Here is a 15,059-nt window from a genome sequence, read left to right on the forward strand (position 1 = left end):
AGGAGAACTGCTCATGCCGTCCGAACAGTGGACGCACCCGGAACCTGGAGACGGCCCGGCCGCCGTAGCGGCCCAGCCTTCCCCCGAACAGGTGATCGCCGGTTTGCGAGCGACAAGCGAAGGTGGCGCTGAGCTGACTCAGCTGCTCACCCCCGAGGGCCAGCGCGTCCCGTCCGAGCGGTTCGACCGCTACGTCGCGGACGTCGACGACGAAACGCTGAAGAACCTCTACCGCGACATGGTGCTGGTGCGCCGCGCGGACCGCGAGGCCAACGCGATGCAGCGGCAAGGGCAGCTGGGCATCTGGGTGCCGCTGCTCGGCCAGGAAGCCGCGCAGGTCGGCTCCGGCCGCGCGCTGCAGCCGCAGGACATGGCCTTCCCGAGCTACCGCGAACACGGCGTCGCCTACACGCGCGGCATCGACATGCGCGACCTGATCGGGATCTTCCGGTGCACCGACCACAGTGGATGGGACTACCGGGCGCACCGGTTCCACCCGTACACCATCGTCATCGGCAACCAGGTGCTCAACGCCGCTGGCTACGCGATGGGCCAGAAGTTCGAGGGCAAGGTTGGCGATGAGGGTGGCGAGGCCACCATTTGCTACTTCGGTGACGGCGCGACTTCGCAGGGCGACGTCCACGAAGGGTTCGTGTGGGCCGCGGTGTACGACGCGCCGCTGGTCTTCTTCTGCCAGAACAACCAGTGGGCGATTTCCGAGCCGACCGAACGCCAGTCGCGGCTGCCGCTCTACCAGCGCGCCCGCGGCTACGGGTTCCCCGGCATCCGCGTGGACGGCAACGACGTCCTCGCCTGCCTCGCCGTGACCCGGTGGGCGCTGGAGGAATGCCGGCACGGCAACGGCCCGGTGCTGATCGAGGCGTTCACCTACCGGATGGACGCGCACACCACCACCGACGACCCCACCCGCTACCGGCTCTCCGACGAGCTGGAGGAGTGGAAGCTCAAGGACCCGATCGAGCGCGTGCGCGCGTTCCTGGCTCGCGGCGGGCACGCCGACCAGGCGTTCTTCGACAGCGTCCAGGCCGAGGCGGACCAGTTCGCCGCCGAACTGCGCGATTACACGTTCAACATGCCGGAGCCGCCGCCGGACCGGGTGTTTTCCCAGGTGTACGCCGAACCTTCGCCGGTGCTGGAAGCGCAGCGCGAGGAGTATCTGTCCTATCTCGACGGTTTCGCCACCGAAGAGTCGCTTGCGGGCTCGAGCATCCACAATCGAGGTGAGCACTGATGACTGATCTGCAGAAGCTCACGATCGGCAAGGCACTCAACCTCGGTCTCCGTCGCGCGATGGAGGAGGACCCGAAGGTCCTGATCATGGGGGAGGACGTCGGCAAGCTCGGCGGCGTCTTCCGGATCACCGACGGACTGCAGAAGGACTTCGGCGAACAGCGCGTGCTGGACACGCCGCTGGCCGAGTCGGGCATCATCGGCACCGCGGTCGGCCTCGCCGTGCGCGGATTCCGGCCGGTGTGCGAGATCCAGTTCGAGGGGTTCATCTTCCCCGGCTTCGACCAGATCTCCTCGCAGCTGGCGAAATTGCACTACCGCACGCAGGGCAAGGTCAAGATGCCCGTCGTGATCCGGGTGCCCTTCGGCGGCGGGATCGGCGCGGTGGAGCACCACTCGGAGTCGCCGGAATCGCTGTTCTCGCACATCGCCGGCCTGAAGGTGGTGTCGATTTCAAACGCCGTGGACGCGTACTGGGGCATCCAGGAAGCGATCCGCTCGGACGACCCGATTCTCTTCTTCGAGCCCAAGAAGCTGTACCACTCGGGCGCGCTGCGGATGGAGGTCGACACCTCGGCGTCGCCGTCGCGAGTGTTCCAGTCGCAGGTGGTGCGCGAGGGCACGTCGGCCACGGTGGTCGCGTACGGCCCGTCGGTGAAGGTGGCGCTCGACGCCGCGACGGCGGCCGAGGCCGAGGGCAAGTCGCTGGAGGTCATCGACCTGCGCACGCTCTCGCCGCTCGACCTCGGGCCGGTGTTCGAGTCGGTGCGCAAGACCGGACGGCTCATCGCGGTCAGCGAAGCGCCGTCGGAATCCTCGCTGACCTCGGAGATCGCGGCCAGGGTCCAGCAGGAGTGCTTCTACTCCCTTGAGTCCCCTGTCCTGCGCGTGACCGGATTCGACACGCCGTACCCGCCGGCGAAGCTCGAGGAGCACTACCTCCCCGACCTCGACCGGGTACTGCACGCTGTCGACCGTTCGCTCGCCTGGTAAGGGGGTTCCTTCCGAAATGCCTGAGTACAAACAGTTCCCCTTGTCGGACACGGCGGAGGGGCTCACCGAGGCGGACATCCTCGCCTGGCGCGTCAAGCCGGGCGACACGGTCACGGTCAACCAGATCGTGGTCGAGGTCGAGACCGCGAAGGCCGCCGTCGAACTGCCCATCCCGTGGGCCGGGGTCGTCACCGAACTGCACGTGGAACCGGGGCAGACCGTCGAGGTCGGGACGCCGATCCTGACCATGGACGTGGATCCGGACGGGAAGGCCGCGCCCGCCGCCGCTGCTCCCGCTGCCGCCGAGTCCGCTGCGGCCGCTCCGGCCGAGGAGGAGATGAAGCCGCTGGTCGGCTACGGCTCGAAGGCCGCCGGTACCACTCGCCGGGCCCGAAAGCACCCCAATGTGGCATTGGGTGCGTCAGACGCAACCAATGCCACATTGGGTGCGTCGCATGCACCCAATGCCACATTGGGGCAGCCCCCGGCCCAAGCAGAACCGGCGGCCCCGCGTGGCGGTTACGTTCCGCTGGCCAAGCCGCCGGTCCGCAAGCTGGCCAAGGACCTCGGCGTCGACCTGCATTCGCTCACCGGCAGCGCGGACGGCGGCGTGATCACCCGCGAAGACGTCCACCGCGCCGCCAACGGTTCCGCCGCACCCGCGGTGTCCACTGTGGAGTCTGGCTACGACCCGGCGACCCGCGAACGGCGCGTGCCGATCAAGGGCGTCCGCAAGGCGACCGCGGCCGCGATGGTGCAGAGCGCGTACACCGCTCCGCACGTCACGGAGTTCCTCACCATCGACGTCACGCCGATGATGGAGCTGCGCGAGAAGCTCAAGAAGTCGCGTGAATTCAGCGGCGTGAAGCTCACTCCGCTGGCGTTCGCGGCGAAAGCCGTGTGCCTCGCGGCGAAGCGCACGCCGGACGTCAACGCGGTGTGGGACGAGGCGGCGCAGGAGATCGTCTACAAGGACTACGTGCACCTCGGTATCGCGGCGGCGACCCCGCGCGGGCTCGTGGTGCCGAAGATCCGGGACGCGGATTCCTTGTCGCTCAAGGAGCTCGCGGTCGCGCTCACCGAGCTGACCGACGTCGCACGCGAGGGCAAGACCACGCCGGCGGCGATGCTGGGCGGCACGTTCACGATCACCAACGTCGGCGTGTTCGGCGTCGACACCGGCACGCCGATCATCAACCCTGGCGAGTCGGCGATCCTGGCGGTCGGCGCCATCCGGGACACCCCGTGGGTGGTCGACGGCGAGATCAAGGTGCGCAAGGTGATGCAGCTGTCGCTGAGCTTCGACCACCGGGTGGTCGACGGGCAGCAGGGGTCGGAGTTCCTCGCCGACGTCGGCGCGCTGCTCGCCGATCCGGCGGTCGCGATCACGTACTGAGCCGAGGGGCCGTGTCCAGGTGGCACGGCCCTTCGCTTTATCGAGTTGACGGAGTGAGCACTCACTCCGTACCGTGGAAAGCATGGAGACGCGAAAAAGAGCACCTGGGATGGCGCCGGACGATCGGCGGCGGATGATCGTCCGCGCCGTGCTTCCGCTGGTCGTCGAACACGGCCGCGGGGTCACCACCGCGCAGATCGCCCGTGCCGCCGGGATCGGCGAGGGCACCATCTTCCGGGTTTTCCAGGACAAGGACGAACTGTTCGACGCGTGTGTGGAAGCCGCGCTCGATCCGGCGGAGGCGTTGGAGATGATCGGGGAGATCCCGGCTGAGCTGCCGCTGGACAAGCGGCTGGCGGAGGCCGCCGAGGCGATGAACGCGCATCTGCAGCGGATGGGCGCGGTGATGGCCGCGGCCTCGACGGGGCGGCCGCGCCCGGAGGAAGCACGCAACCGCAAGTCGGTAACCGGGGACAGTCGCCGCGAGTCGCTCGAGGCGATGCAACGCGCGGTGCGGGAGCTGTTCATTCCGGACTCCGACCGGCTGCGGCTGCCGGTGGACAAGGCCGCTTCGCTGTTCCTGGCGCTGCTGTTCACGCAATCCCGGCAGATGCCGGGCGCCCCGACTACCGACGAGGTCATCGACGTCTTCCTGCACGGTTCGGTGCTGGCGTGATCCCCGGCGGTGGGGGCGGGATCGAGATGGTCCTCGGCCGCCGCGGTCGCCGCCGGATGGCGCAATCCGTGCCGGACAGCGGCCTCACCGGCCCGGTCGACATCGCGGAACCGGAGCAGCCGGAACAGCCGAAAGGCCTGCGGGCCCGGTGGTCTCGGATGCGTACTTCGGTGGCCGGCACCGTCCGCGGCCTGCCGAAGGTCGCGAAGCTGACCTGGCAGGCGAGCCCGACGCTGACGATCCTGCTCGCGGTGGTCACGCTGGCGTCCGGGCTGCTGCCGACAGTCACCGCGTACGTCGCGAAAATCCTGCTGGACTCGGTGGTCGCGGCGATTCAGCATCGCGGGTCGACCGCGGACATCGTGCGCATCACGCTGTTCCAGTTCGGCGTGCTGGCGGCGACCGCGATCAGCAGTGCGATCACCACGATCGCGCAAACCCTGCTGCAGGAACGGATGACACTCACCATCCGGCACCAGGTCATGCGGCATGCGAGCGACCTGCACCTGGCGTACTTCGAGGGTTCGGCGTCGTACGACATGCTGCGCCAGGCCGCGCAGGAAGCGCCGACGCGGCCGTTGTCGATGATGACCTCGGCACTCGGCCTGATCCGCACGATGATCACCTTCGCCAGCATGATCGCGCTGCTCGTGTCGATCAGTCCGTTGCTCGCGCTGGTCGCGTTGCTGGCACCGATCCCGGCGTTCATCTCGCAGTCGAAGTACGGTTCGCGGGCGTTCTGGCTCACCTTCATGATGTCGCCGATCAAACGCCGGATGGACTATCTGTCCTCTTTGGTCACGACGGACACGTATGCCAAGGAGACCAAGCTGTTCGGCCTCGGTCCCTACTTCGTGGAACGGTTCGCGAAGCTGGGCGCGGTGTCGTATGAACGGCAGCGAAAGCTGACCGTGAAACGGAATTTCAGCTCGACGTCGTGGGGATTGCTCAGCACGCTGGTCGGTTCGGCGATCGCGCTGTACATCGCGCTGGAAGCGGTGGGCGGACGGCTCACGCTGGGCGACCTGGCGCTGTACACCGCCGCCGCGACGTCGGTGCAAAGCTCGGTGACCGGATTGTTCAGCGCGTTTTCCGGGATGTACGAGAACAATCTCTACCTGGACACGCTGTACAAATTCCTCGACACCAAGCCGGAAATCACCGCACCGGAGAAACCGCGGCCGCTTCCCTCCACTGTGGACGGACACATTCAGTTCGAGTCGGTGAGCTTCAGCTACCCCGGCGCGGACGAACCGGCGCTGCACGGCGTGAGCTTCGAAATCCGTCCCGGCGAGACCGTCGCCGTGGTGGGCCGCAACGGCGCGGGCAAATCGACGCTGTTCAAGCTGCTGTGCCGGTTGTACGACCCGACGGCGGGCCGGATCCTGCTGGACGGCGTGGACATCCGCGAGTACGACCCGGTCGAACTGCGCACCCGGATCAGCGCGATGTTCCAGGACTACGTGACCTACCAGGGCACCGCGGCGGAGAACATCGGCCTCGGCGACCTGAACCGGCTCACCGATCGCGAGCACATCGAGGACTCCGCCCGCCGGGCCGGAGCCGACGAGCGCATCGCCCGGCTGCCGACCGGCTACGACAGCCCGCTCGGCCGCTGGTTCGACCAGGGCGTCTCGCTGTCCGGCGGCGAATGGCAGAAAATCGCGCTGGCCAGGGCTTTCCAGCGAGAAGCCCCGATCCTGATCCTGGACGAGCCGACCTCGGCGCTGGACGCGCAGGCCGAGCACGACCTGTTCGACCGGCTGCACACGTTGTCGCGCGGACGGACGACGCTCTACATCTCGCACCGGTTCTCCACGGTCCGCCAAGCCGAGCGCATTCTGCTGCTCGACCACGGCAAGGTCGCGGAATACGGAACGCACGAGGCGCTGATGGCGGCCGGGGGCGGGTACGCGGAATTGTTCACGCTACAAGCGGAGGCTTACCTGAAGTGATTATCTTGGGGTGATCAGCCGAGGGGGTTTCGTGCTCATCACCACTCAAGACCTGGGGGTCACCGCGGGCGACACCGAGCTGTTCAGCGGCCTCGACCTAGCCGTCGACGCCGGTGAATGCCTGGTCGTCCGCGGTGCCAACGGAACGGGCAAGTCGACGTTGCTGCGGTGTCTCTACGGGAACCAGACGCCGACGTCGGGTTCCGTGTCCGTCTGCGGCGGACCGCCGGACGAGCGGTCCGCCGCGTTCCGCCGCCGGGTTTCGGTCCTTTTCGACGATTCGGCGCTCTTCGACGAACTCACGCCGCGCCAGCATCTCGACCTGCTGCGCAATTCGTTCGGCGGCGAACTGGCCGACGGCCCGATCCCCGCCCCCGACGTGCCCGCGTCGGAGCTTTCCGCTGGACAACGCCGCCGACTCCTGCTGCACGCCGCGGTCGCGCGCCCGCACGAGGTCCTGCTGCTGGACGAACCGGAACGCGCACTGGACGCCGACGGCCGGGCCTGGCTGTCCACCCTGGTCACCACCAGCACGGGACGCGGCGCGGCGGTGGTCGTGGCGAGCCACCATCCGCCGCTCGCGGACGAGGTCGCGGATTACGTGGTGGACCTGTGAAACGCCCAGACTTGGTCCTGGCGCTGGTCATCGCCGTCGGGCTCTTGGGATCGCCGTTCTACAACACCGAACTGGTGCGGAGCCAGCTGATCGGCGGCGCACCGGTGGGCGCGCTCGGCAGCGTGCTCGTGCTGTGCACTGGCCTCGCACTGGCGTGGCGAGCGACGCTGCGGCGCGGGTACGTGTGGGCTCATCCAGCCACGCTGACCTGGGACGATTTCGACGGCCGCCGCCCTTCCGTGCTCACCCAGCGGCTGGTGCTGGACTGGGCCGCCCGGTTCGGCGTGGCGGCTTACTTCTTCGGTGTGTCCGGCATGCTCATCGGCTTCCCGGCGTCGCTGGCCGGTCCGATCGCGCTCTTCGTCACCGTCGCCGGGCTGGCCCTGGCGATGGGCCGCCGCCGGACGTTCCCCGGCGAATCCCTTCTGCCCCTTACCCTTGCCCTGGCCCTGGTCGTTCCACTGTGGACATACGCGGTTGTCGCCGGACTCTCCGCGCTCGCCTTGTCCCGGTCCTCTTCCTTACCGCACAAGGCTTCCCGCGACACCTTGATCCGGCACTACGCCGAACGCATGGTGCGCCGGACGTCCGCCGCCTTCCTGGACGTCTGGGCACTCCTCCCGGCCGGACGTCCCGTTCCCTGGCGGACCGCGCTGGCCGGACGTTTCATCGTCACCCGGTATGTCGTCACGGGGACTCTCGCGCGCCGCCACACCCTCGGCCTGCCGGTCTTCCTGGCACTCGCCGTACTCGCCACGCACGCGACGTTCCCCGCCGTGACCTCGGTCTGGCTGCTCGGCATCGGCGGCTACCTCGGTCTCCTGCCCTTCACCGCCCCCGTCGCGCAGGTGCATCGCGTGCCCGGACTGCGCCGCTGGCTGGCCGCGTCAAACCTGCGCCTGCATAGCGTGACCTGCGCTTTTCTCTGCCTGCTCGCCCTGATCTGGGCGACCGTGGTCCTGCTGCTGGGCATCCCGGCTTCGATCGGTGCGGTAGCCGCTGTCCTGATCGCCGCCCTCGCGGCCGTTCGCTCGGTAACCCGCGGCCCGCTCGACTTCAGCTCGATGGGGATGGTGCTGTACGAGGGCGTCCTGATCCCGGCCGGGCTGGTGCGACAGCTCGTCCGGGGCCCGGATCTGCTGGTGCTCGGCTTAATTGCCGCGAGTTTTATCCCGGTCTAGTCCTAGGCTCCCTCGACATGGGCCGACGCATCATGGTCACCGGGTGCTCCGGGGCCGGAAAATCCACCCTGGCCAGGCACCTCGGCGCAGCCCTCGACATCCCGGTCACCCACCTCGACCGGCTCTACTGGCGCCCCGGCTGGGTCCCGGCCCCACCGGAGGAATTCCGCGCCGCGGTCGCCCAGGCCGCGAGCACGGACAGCTGGGTGATCGACGGCAACTACAGCAAAACCTTCGACCTGCGGCTGCCGTTCGCCGACACCGTCGTGCTCCTCGACGCCTCCCGCTACGTCTGCCTGTTCCGCGCGGTGCGCCGGCAGCTGCGCGAATGGGGCCAGGAAACGCAGGCCGCCGGGTGCGTGTCGAAGATCGACGCCGAACTGGTCCAGTGGATCTGGAAGTGGCCGAGCCGCCGCCCGCTGATGCTGCAGCGGATCGCCGCCGAGGCCCCGTCTGCGCGACAGGTGCTGCTGCGCTCGCCCCGCGAGGTGTCCGCGTTCCTGCAACACCTGCGGTGATCGCTTGCCGGGCCGGTGAGCTGCTGGAACATCGTGGAGAGCCGCAGCAGGCGCTCGCCTGATGGCGCGCTGAGCTGGCCGCCCGCGCGCAACGAACGCTGCTGGTGCGGCTCGGGCGCGAAGTACAAGAAATACCGCGGCCGTCCCAGCCTCTCCTGACCGCCCACGACAGCCAGCTGACCTGCACTTATCCCCCCTCGGGAGCAAAACCCGGCACTCGTTCGTTCACTGGATATGGCTGTCGTGTTCCTGCTCTACGTCATCGCTGAAGTCGCCGCCATCTGGGCGGTCGGCTCGGTCGTCGGTGTGCTCGGCACGATCGGTCTGCTGATCGCGGGCGCGTTCGTGGGCTCGTGGCTGGCCCGCCGGGAGGGCGGCAAGGCGATGCGCGCGTTCATGGCCACCGCGCAGTCGGGCCGCAATCCGGAGAAGGAACTGACCGACGGCATGCTCGTCGCGCTCGGCGGCGTGCTGATCATGGTCCCCGGTTTCGTGAGCGACGTGCTCGGCCTGCTCTTCCTGCTGCCGCCGACCCGCTCGGTCGCCCGCCGATTCTGGCTGCGCCGCGCGGAGAAGCGCGCGATCCGGTACGCCAACCAGCGCCGGGGTCCGGTGATGGTGGTGGACAGCGAGGTCGTCACCGAGCAGCCGCGGCCGTCGAACCACCCGGTGATCGAAGGCCGGATCGTCGAAGGCTGAGCCTTTGCCACAATGACTCCCGTGGAGCGGCTGGAAACCACCTCCGCGGTGAGTGCCCGGATGAGCAAACAGAAGTCCCGCAACACCGGGATCGAAATGGCGCTGCGCAAAATCCTGCACGCCGCCGGGTACCGCTACCGAGTGCACCGCCGTCCGGTCAAGGGCGTCCGCCGCGAGGCTGACCTGGTGTTCGGCCCCGCCCGAGTCGCGGTTTTCGTGGACGGCTGCTTCTGGCACGGCTGCCCCGAACACGGCACCTGGCCGAAGAACAATGCGGACTATTGGCGGACCAAGATCGAAACCAACCGCCGCCGAGACGCGAATACTGACGCACTGCTGCTCGAAGCGGGCTGGCTGTCCGTACGAATCTGGGAACACGAGGCGACGGACGTCGCCGCGTCGCGAGTGATCGAGACCGTGAAGGAACGCCGGCCCCATTAATGTTGGCGCCATGCCTCTACCGGGTCAGCCCACCGCCGCGGAGTTCTTCGCGGGCATCGGTCTCGTGCGCCTAGGCCTCGAACCGGCCGGCTTCGACGTCGCGTGGTCCAACGACATCGAACCGGCGAAGCAAGCCATGTACGAGGCACACTTCAACGACCAGGGCGCGCACGAGTACGTCCTGGGCGACGTCGCCGCCCTGCGCGGCACCGATCTGCCCGCCGGACTCAGCCTGGCCTGGGCCTCGTTCCCCTGCACCGACCTGTCCCTGGCCGGCTGGCGCCGCGGCCTAGCCGGCTCGCACTCGTCGACGTTCTGGGAGTTCACCCGCATCCTCGACGAACTAGGCCCCGACCGCCCGCCCGTCGTAGCGCTGGAAAACGTAGTAGGCCTAGCCACCAGCCACGGCGGCGAAGACCTCCGAGCCGCGATCCGGGAACTCAACCGCCTCGGCTACTCCGCGGACGTCCTGACCCTGGACGCCCGGCGCTTCGTTCCGCAGTCGCGTCCGAGGTTGTTCATCGTCGGCGCGCAAAACCCGCCGTCGGACTCGCCTACCCCTTCGCCACTCCGCCCGACCTGGCTCGCACTGGACCCGTCTTTGCGGACACATCGCGCCGCCCTGCCCGCGCCGCCGCCACTGCTGGTCACCGGCCTGTCCGCAGCCGTCGAACGCCTGTCCGCCGATGACGAGCGCTGGTGGAACCTCCCGCGCTCGGAGGCGTTTATCGGATCGCTGTCGCCGCTCCAACTGGAACGACTTACGCAGCTCAAGGCGGGGAAGAAACTGGTGTACCGGACGGCTTACCGCCGCACCCGAAACGGAAAACCGGTGTGGGAAGTCCGTCCGGACGACATCTCCGGCTGCCTGCGCACTGCCCGCGGTGGGTCGTCCAAACAAGCAGTGGTTCAGGCTGGCCGAGGGTCGGTGCGGGTCCGATGGATGACGCCGCGAGAGTACGCCCGGCTGATGGGGGCGGGGAAGTACGAGCTGGGGGGACTGCGGAACAACCAGGCCCTGTTCGGCTTCGGGGACGCGGTGTGCGTGCCGGTGGTGCGGTGGCTGTCGGAGAACTACCTGATGCCGTTGGCGCGTGGGGAGATGAGCCTCGAAGCCGCGGGCTAGTCCGCCCCAGTCGGCTTAGGAATGTCGAAGTACCCCGACAACCGCACCGCCGGTGCGTACTCGCCCTTGACCTTTACCTTCCCCGTCACGAACATCGCCGCCACCGCCGCGGTCCCGGTCGCCATGCGGATGAAATCCTCCACCGCCACCGTGATCGTCGTGTCCGGTGTGCGGGCCAGGTCGGTGCTCGACACGCACAGCCCGTCCTCGATCACCGTTTGGTAGCGGTCGAAATCGTCTCCCGCCGGGAAGCGCCAGGAGACCACGATGTCCACGTGCCGGGCCCGTTCGGGGCGGAAGTGTTCCGACATCCGGCGGAAGATCTCGTCCAGGAACACCGCACGCAGCTCGTCGTGGTCGGCGATGCCTTTCAGCTGTTCCCTCGAAGCCGCCGCGACGACATCCACCAAGGCTTGGGTGGTCAGCGAGCCGATGTCGATGCCGGCTCCGGCCGTGCCGAGCATGTGCAGGGTCTCCAGGACCTGCACGAACTGCTCCGGCGTCAGTTTGCCCACCTCAAGAGTGCGGGCGAAACCGTTCACCGCGTGCTCACCGGGTGAGTGCGCGGCACGCATGCGCGAGCGCCAGCGGGACACCGGAGCGCTCAGGCCGGTCGGGGGAGGTCGAAGTGGCCGACCAGCCCGGCTGCGAAGGCCAGGTCGCCCTTGACCTTGAGTTTTCCGGTCACGAACAGCACCGCGGGCGTCGCCTGGTGGGTGATGATGCGGAAGAAGTCCACGGGCGAAAGCGTAATCGTCACGCGGGGTTTCTCACGCATTTCGCGGGACACGGTGCAGGTTCCGTCGGAAAGCACCGTCTCGTAGCGGTCGTAGCCGCCCTCTCCGGTGCCGCCGGACAGACGCCAGTGCACCACCGCGTGCAGCGACTTCGCCCGGATGTGCGCTCCCATGCGCGCGAAGATCTCGTCCAGTACCCGCTCGCGCAGCGTGCGTTCGGCGACCACGGCCTCCAGCTGTGCCCGCGACGCGCGTGCGACCAGCGTGGCGAACTTCGTCGGGTCGACCTTGTCCAGCGAGAACGCCGGCACCTGTTCCGACAGCCGGACCAGCGCCTTCAGCAGCCGGTTCATGTCGGAACGGCCCAGTTCGCGGGGGTCGATCGCGTCGGCGACCGCGTTGACGTCGAGTGCGCTCGCGTCGACGGCTTCGGTGCGGTCCAGCGCGTCCAGCAGCGCGACCCCGCGCAGGCCGGCCAGGTCAGTGCTGGTCGCCTCCGGGTTGTCGGCCATCTTCCACCCCTTCCGGAACTTTCCGCCGTAAGGCTACCGGCGAGTAGGTAGCGCGGCAAGCAACGCCGCCGACCTGGGGACGGGTACCGTCCGTGCCAGCGAGAGGGAGGAAAGAGGACTGTGCCCGACGAAGATCAGCGCCCACCAGAGCGAGCGAGACGGCTCCCGAGGGCGGTCCGCGAACGGCAGATCCTGGACGCCGCGGTGCAAGTGTTCTCGAAGCACGGCTACCACTCGGCCTCGATGGACGAGATCTCCGAGGTCGCGGGCGTCTCCAAGCCGATGATCTACACCTATCTCGGCTCGAAGGAAGACCTGTTCGGCAAGAGCATCCAGCGCGAGGCGACCCGCCTGCTGGAAGCCATCCAGGCCGGCGTGCAGCCCGATCTCCCGCCGGACATGCAGTTGTGGCACGGCCTGCGCTCGTTCTACCGCTTCGTTGCCGAGTACCGCGAGTCCTGGACAGTGCTGCACCGCCAGGCGCTGACGGTCGGCGGCGGGTTCGCGGCGGAAATCACCGCGATGCGCACGCGCGCGATCGAGCTGGTCGCGGCGCTCGTGGTGGCCGCGGGCACCCGCAAGGGCCTCGGCGAGCAGACGGAGTTCTCCGGACCCGGCCTAGCCGCGGCGCTGGTCGGCGCGGCCGAATCGCTGGCCGACTGGGCCCTGGACCACCCGGAGATCTCCGACGGCGTGCTCGCGTCGTGGCTGATGAACCTGGTGTGGCTCGGGTTCAACGACCTCGTGGAGGGGCAGGTCTGGAAGCCCTCAGAGGGCTGAGACCACCCCGTCCAGATGTGGTTTCGGCTTCCGGGCGTGCCACAGCTCGAACGCCCACCCGTCGTCGGTCTGCCAGGTCGTGAACGCCGCGCGGCCCGGCAGCAGCACCGGCTGCTTGAACCGCACCGCCACGCTGAACGCGTCCGGCAGCCGCCCCTCGAAGGACGCTAGAGCGTGCGCCTTCGTCCACATGCCGTGCGCGATCGCCTTCGGGAAGCCGAACAGGCGCGCGGTCAGCGGGTGCAGGTGGATCGGGTTGCGGTCGCCGGAAACCTCCGCGTAGCGACGGCCGATGTCGCCGGGGACGTGCCACAGGGCGGACGGCGTCGGGGGCGTCAGCTGAGTCCGCGGACCAGAACTCGAACCAGCCCCGGTGCGGCGGAGATAAGTCGACACCTCGCTCCACACGAGGTCTCCGCCGGAGTGGGCCTCGCTGATCATGTCGAACTGGCTGCCTTTTTCGTGCGGCCGCAGGTTTTCCGCGCGAACGCTCACCCGGAAGGTCTCGCCGAGCAGCAGCGGACGGTGCTGGGTGATCCGGTTCTCGACGTGCACCAGGCCCAGCAGCGGGAACGGAAACCCGGGCTCGGTCATCAACGCCATCTGCAGCCCGAACACCAACATGTGCGGATACGTCGCCGGCAGCTCGTCCGAAAAGCGGAATCCGCAAACCTCGTTGTAGGCCGCGACGTGCGCCGGGTCGACGACGACCTCCGGGCGCACCAACTCCGTCGACGGGAGGGTGGAGCCGCCGCCGCGGCGTAGCAGGGCTTTCGGGTACAGCGTCGCCAGGCTTGGCGCGCTGGTCAGTTCACGGACGGCCATGCCTCACGCCCCCAGCAGTGCCTGGCCGCACACCCGGACCAGGTTCCCGTTGACCGCCGCCGACGCCGGATTGGCATACCAGGCAATGGTTTCCGCGACGTCCACCGGCAGCCCGCCCTGACCGAGGCTGGACAGCCGCCGTCCGGCCTCGCGGATGAACAGCGGTACCGCGGCGGTCATCTTGGTCTCGATGAACCCGGGTGCGACCGCGTTGATCGTGCCGCCGTACTCCGCGAGCTGCGGCGCGCCGACGTTCACCATCCCGATCACGCCCGCCTTCGACGTCGCGTAGTTCGTCTGGCCGACGTTGCCCGCGATGCCCGCGATCGACGAAACCCCGATGATGCGGCCGTTTTCGCGCAGGATCTTGTCGCCGAGGAGCTTGTCGTTCACCGCGAGCTGCGCGGCGAGGTTCACCGCGATCACGGAATCCCAGCCGCCCTCAGTCAGGTTGCCGAGCGTCTTGTCGCGGGTAATGCCAGCGTTGTGCACCACCACATCCACGCCGCCGTGCCGCGAAGTCAGGTACTCGGCGAGCTTGGCCGGCGCGTCGGCCGCGGTGATGTCCAGCTGCAGCGCCGAACCGCCGATCCGATTGGCCACAGTGGACAGATCGCCGCCCTGAGCCGGGATGTCCAGCGCGACCACGTGCGCACCGTCGCGCGCGAGCGTTTCGGCGATCGCCTCGCCGATACCGCGCGACGCACCGGTGACCAGCGCGACCTTCCCGTCCAGCGGCTTGTCCCAGTTCTCCGGCGCGGACGCGGTCTTCGCGTGCGTGCCGACGCGGATGACCTGGCCGTCCACGAACGCCGACTTCGCCGACAGCAGGAACCGCAGCGTCGATTCAGCCGCGTCCTCGGCCCCCTCGGCCACGTACACCAGCTGCGCCGTCGCGCCGCGCTTGAGTTCCTTGCCGACCGAGCGGACGAAACCCTCCAGCGCGCGCTGTGCGATCCGCTCGCGGCCCTCGGCCAGCTCCGGCGGAGTGCCGAGCACGACCACCCGGCCGGATGAACCGACCTTGCGGATCACCGGGTGGAAGAACCGGTAGACCTCACGCAGCTGTCCCGGGTCCTTGACGCCGGTGGCGTCGAAAACCAGCGCCGCGTGCCGGTCGGCGGGCGCGCTGATCACCTCGATGCCCGCCTCGGTGAGCTGCGCCCGGACGGTCTTCTCCAGCCGTCCGCCAGGCGCGGCCCCGAGAAGTGCGGGACCCTCGAGTGCGGGCTGACCGGGACGGTACCGGCGCAACGTCGCGGGGTTGGGCAGGCCGAGCTTCGGCACCACGAATTTCCCCAGCGGGGTCTTCGTGAACTGCTGGTACCTGTCCGCCATCACGTGCCTCCCGTG

The 15,059-nt window shown here is 68.6% G+C and carries 17 protein-coding genes; 13 read left to right on the forward strand and 4 right to left on the reverse strand.

Annotated elements, in window-relative coordinates; genetic code table 11:
* The first annotated feature begins 13 nt into the window (after positions 1–13).
* The 12 genes from pdhA (at position 14) to RPX00_RS12710 (ending at position 10,852) form a co-directional block, all read left to right on the forward strand.
* Positions 14–1,252 (forward strand): pyruvate dehydrogenase (acetyl-transferring) E1 component subunit alpha, encoded by a 1,239-nt coding sequence (gene pdhA, locus RPX00_RS12655; protein WP_406639711.1) that lies wholly within the window; start codon positions 14–16, stop codon positions 1,250–1,252.
* Positions 1,252–2,244, forward strand: a complete 993-nt coding sequence (locus RPX00_RS12660) for an alpha-ketoacid dehydrogenase subunit beta (protein WP_406639712.1) — start codon at positions 1,252–1,254, stop codon at positions 2,242–2,244. The genes pdhA and RPX00_RS12660 overlap by 1 nt, the downstream gene beginning before the upstream one ends.
* A gap of 16 nt (positions 2,245–2,260) precedes the next feature.
* Positions 2,261–3,640 carry a dihydrolipoamide acetyltransferase family protein gene (locus RPX00_RS12665; protein ID WP_406639713.1) on the forward strand — a complete coding sequence of 460 codons (1,380 nt, stop codon included), beginning with the start codon at positions 2,261–2,263 and terminating at the stop codon, positions 3,638–3,640.
* 109 nt (positions 3,641–3,749) lie between these two features.
* Positions 3,750–4,316, forward strand: coding sequence for a TetR/AcrR family transcriptional regulator (locus RPX00_RS12670; protein WP_406639714.1), 567 nt, complete (start codon positions 3,750–3,752; stop codon positions 4,314–4,316).
* Between the two features lie 20 nt (positions 4,317–4,336).
* Positions 4,337–6,271, forward strand: coding sequence for an ABC transporter ATP-binding protein (locus RPX00_RS12675; RefSeq protein WP_406642891.1), 1,935 nt, complete (start codon positions 4,337–4,339; stop codon positions 6,269–6,271).
* A 10-nt stretch (positions 6,272–6,281) separates the two neighbouring features.
* Positions 6,282–6,887 carry an ATP-binding cassette domain-containing protein gene (locus RPX00_RS12680; RefSeq protein WP_406639715.1) on the forward strand — a complete coding sequence of 202 codons (606 nt, stop codon included), beginning with the start codon at positions 6,282–6,284 and terminating at the stop codon, positions 6,885–6,887.
* Entirely contained in the window at positions 6,884–8,068 is a 1,185-nt protein-coding gene (locus tag RPX00_RS12685; RefSeq protein WP_406639716.1) for a hypothetical protein, read from the forward strand. The genes RPX00_RS12680 and RPX00_RS12685 overlap by 4 nt, the downstream gene beginning before the upstream one ends.
* 17 nt (positions 8,069–8,085) lie before the next feature.
* Entirely contained in the window at positions 8,086–8,586 is a 501-nt protein-coding gene (locus RPX00_RS12690) for a DNA topology modulation protein FlaR (RefSeq protein ID WP_406639717.1), read from the forward strand.
* 33 nt (positions 8,587–8,619) lie between these two features.
* Positions 8,620–8,745, forward strand: a complete 126-nt coding sequence (locus tag RPX00_RS12695; protein ID WP_406642893.1) for an SEC-C metal-binding domain-containing protein — start codon at positions 8,620–8,622, stop codon at positions 8,743–8,745.
* A gap of 75 nt (positions 8,746–8,820) precedes the next feature.
* Entirely contained in the window at positions 8,821–9,285 is a 465-nt protein-coding gene (locus RPX00_RS12700) for an FxsA family protein (RefSeq protein ID WP_406639718.1), read from the forward strand.
* A 12-nt stretch (positions 9,286–9,297) separates the two neighbouring features.
* Positions 9,298–9,726 carry a very short patch repair endonuclease gene (locus RPX00_RS12705; RefSeq protein ID WP_101436811.1) on the forward strand — a complete coding sequence of 143 codons (429 nt, stop codon included), beginning with the start codon at positions 9,298–9,300 and terminating at the stop codon, positions 9,724–9,726.
* A gap of 10 nt (positions 9,727–9,736) precedes the next feature.
* Positions 9,737–10,852 carry a DNA cytosine methyltransferase gene (locus RPX00_RS12710; RefSeq protein WP_406639719.1) on the forward strand — a complete coding sequence of 372 codons (1,116 nt, stop codon included), beginning with the start codon at positions 9,737–9,739 and terminating at the stop codon, positions 10,850–10,852.
* On the opposite strand, the gene RPX00_RS12715 is transcribed toward RPX00_RS12710, so the two are convergent.
* Together RPX00_RS12715 and RPX00_RS12720 are read right to left on the reverse strand one after the other, a co-directional pair.
* A complete protein-coding gene (locus RPX00_RS12715) occupies positions 10,849–11,427 on the reverse strand; it encodes an alkyl sulfatase C-terminal domain-containing protein (RefSeq protein WP_406639720.1) in 579 nt (192 codons plus the stop codon). The two genes, RPX00_RS12710 and RPX00_RS12715, sit on opposite strands and share 4 nt — an antisense overlap.
* Before the next feature lie 29 nt (positions 11,428–11,456).
* A complete protein-coding gene (locus tag RPX00_RS12720; RefSeq protein ID WP_406639721.1) occupies positions 11,457–12,101 on the reverse strand; it encodes an SCP2 sterol-binding domain-containing protein in 645 nt (214 codons plus the stop codon).
* Between the two features lie 120 nt (positions 12,102–12,221).
* Here RPX00_RS12720 and RPX00_RS12725 point away from each other — a divergent pair, with 120 nt between their 5' ends.
* Complete coding sequence (locus RPX00_RS12725) at positions 12,222–12,881, forward strand: TetR/AcrR family transcriptional regulator (RefSeq protein ID WP_037364354.1); 660 nt, start codon at positions 12,222–12,224, stop codon at positions 12,879–12,881.
* Here RPX00_RS12725 and RPX00_RS12730 read toward each other — a convergent pair.
* On the reverse strand, positions 12,870–13,706 hold the full coding sequence (locus RPX00_RS12730; protein ID WP_406639722.1) for a MaoC/PaaZ C-terminal domain-containing protein: 837 nt from the start codon (positions 13,704–13,706) through the stop codon (positions 12,870–12,872). The genes RPX00_RS12725 and RPX00_RS12730 overlap by 12 nt on opposite strands.
* Before the next feature lie 3 nt (positions 13,707–13,709).
* Entirely contained in the window at positions 13,710–15,044 is a 1,335-nt protein-coding gene (locus tag RPX00_RS12735; protein ID WP_406639724.1) for a 3-oxoacyl-ACP reductase, read from the reverse strand.
* Between the last annotated feature and the right edge of the window lie 15 nt (positions 15,045–15,059).

This window comes from Amycolatopsis sp. WGS_07 (assembly GCF_045278895.1).
In the GTDB taxonomy this organism is placed as follows: Bacteria; Actinomycetota; Actinomycetes; order Mycobacteriales; family Pseudonocardiaceae; genus Amycolatopsis.

Bases quoted from the DNA above. Each gene is read 5' to 3' on its own strand.
- RPX00_RS12715 (WP_406639720.1), bottom strand. From the start codon at position 11,427: ATGCGTGCCGCGCACTCACCCGGTGAGCACGCGGTGAACGGTTTCGCC.
- RPX00_RS12700 (WP_406639718.1), top strand. From the start codon at position 8,821: ATGGCTGTCGTGTTCCTGCTCTACGTCATCGCTGAAGTCGCCGCCATC.
- RPX00_RS12690 (WP_406639717.1), top strand. From the start codon at position 8,086: ATGGGCCGACGCATCATGGTCACCGGGTGCTCCGGGGCCGGAAAATCC.
- RPX00_RS12720 (WP_406639721.1), bottom strand. From the start codon at position 12,101: ATGGCCGACAACCCGGAGGCGACCAGCACTGACCTGGCCGGCCTGCGC.
- RPX00_RS12705 (WP_101436811.1), top strand. From the start codon at position 9,298: ATGACTCCCGTGGAGCGGCTGGAAACCACCTCCGCGGTGAGTGCCCGG.
- RPX00_RS12735 (WP_406639724.1), bottom strand. From the start codon at position 15,044: ATGGCGGACAGGTACCAGCAGTTCACGAAGACCCCGCTGGGGAAATTC.
- RPX00_RS12710 (WP_406639719.1), top strand. From the start codon at position 9,737: ATGCCTCTACCGGGTCAGCCCACCGCCGCGGAGTTCTTCGCGGGCATC.
- pdhA (WP_406639711.1), top strand. From the start codon at position 14: ATGCCGTCCGAACAGTGGACGCACCCGGAACCTGGAGACGGCCCGGCC.
- RPX00_RS12670 (WP_406639714.1), top strand. From the start codon at position 3,750: ATGGCGCCGGACGATCGGCGGCGGATGATCGTCCGCGCCGTGCTTCCG.
- RPX00_RS12665 (WP_406639713.1), top strand. From the start codon at position 2,261: ATGCCTGAGTACAAACAGTTCCCCTTGTCGGACACGGCGGAGGGGCTC.
- RPX00_RS12660 (WP_406639712.1), top strand. From the start codon at position 1,252: ATGACTGATCTGCAGAAGCTCACGATCGGCAAGGCACTCAACCTCGGT.
- RPX00_RS12730 (WP_406639722.1), bottom strand. From the start codon at position 13,706: ATGGCCGTCCGTGAACTGACCAGCGCGCCAAGCCTGGCGACGCTGTAC.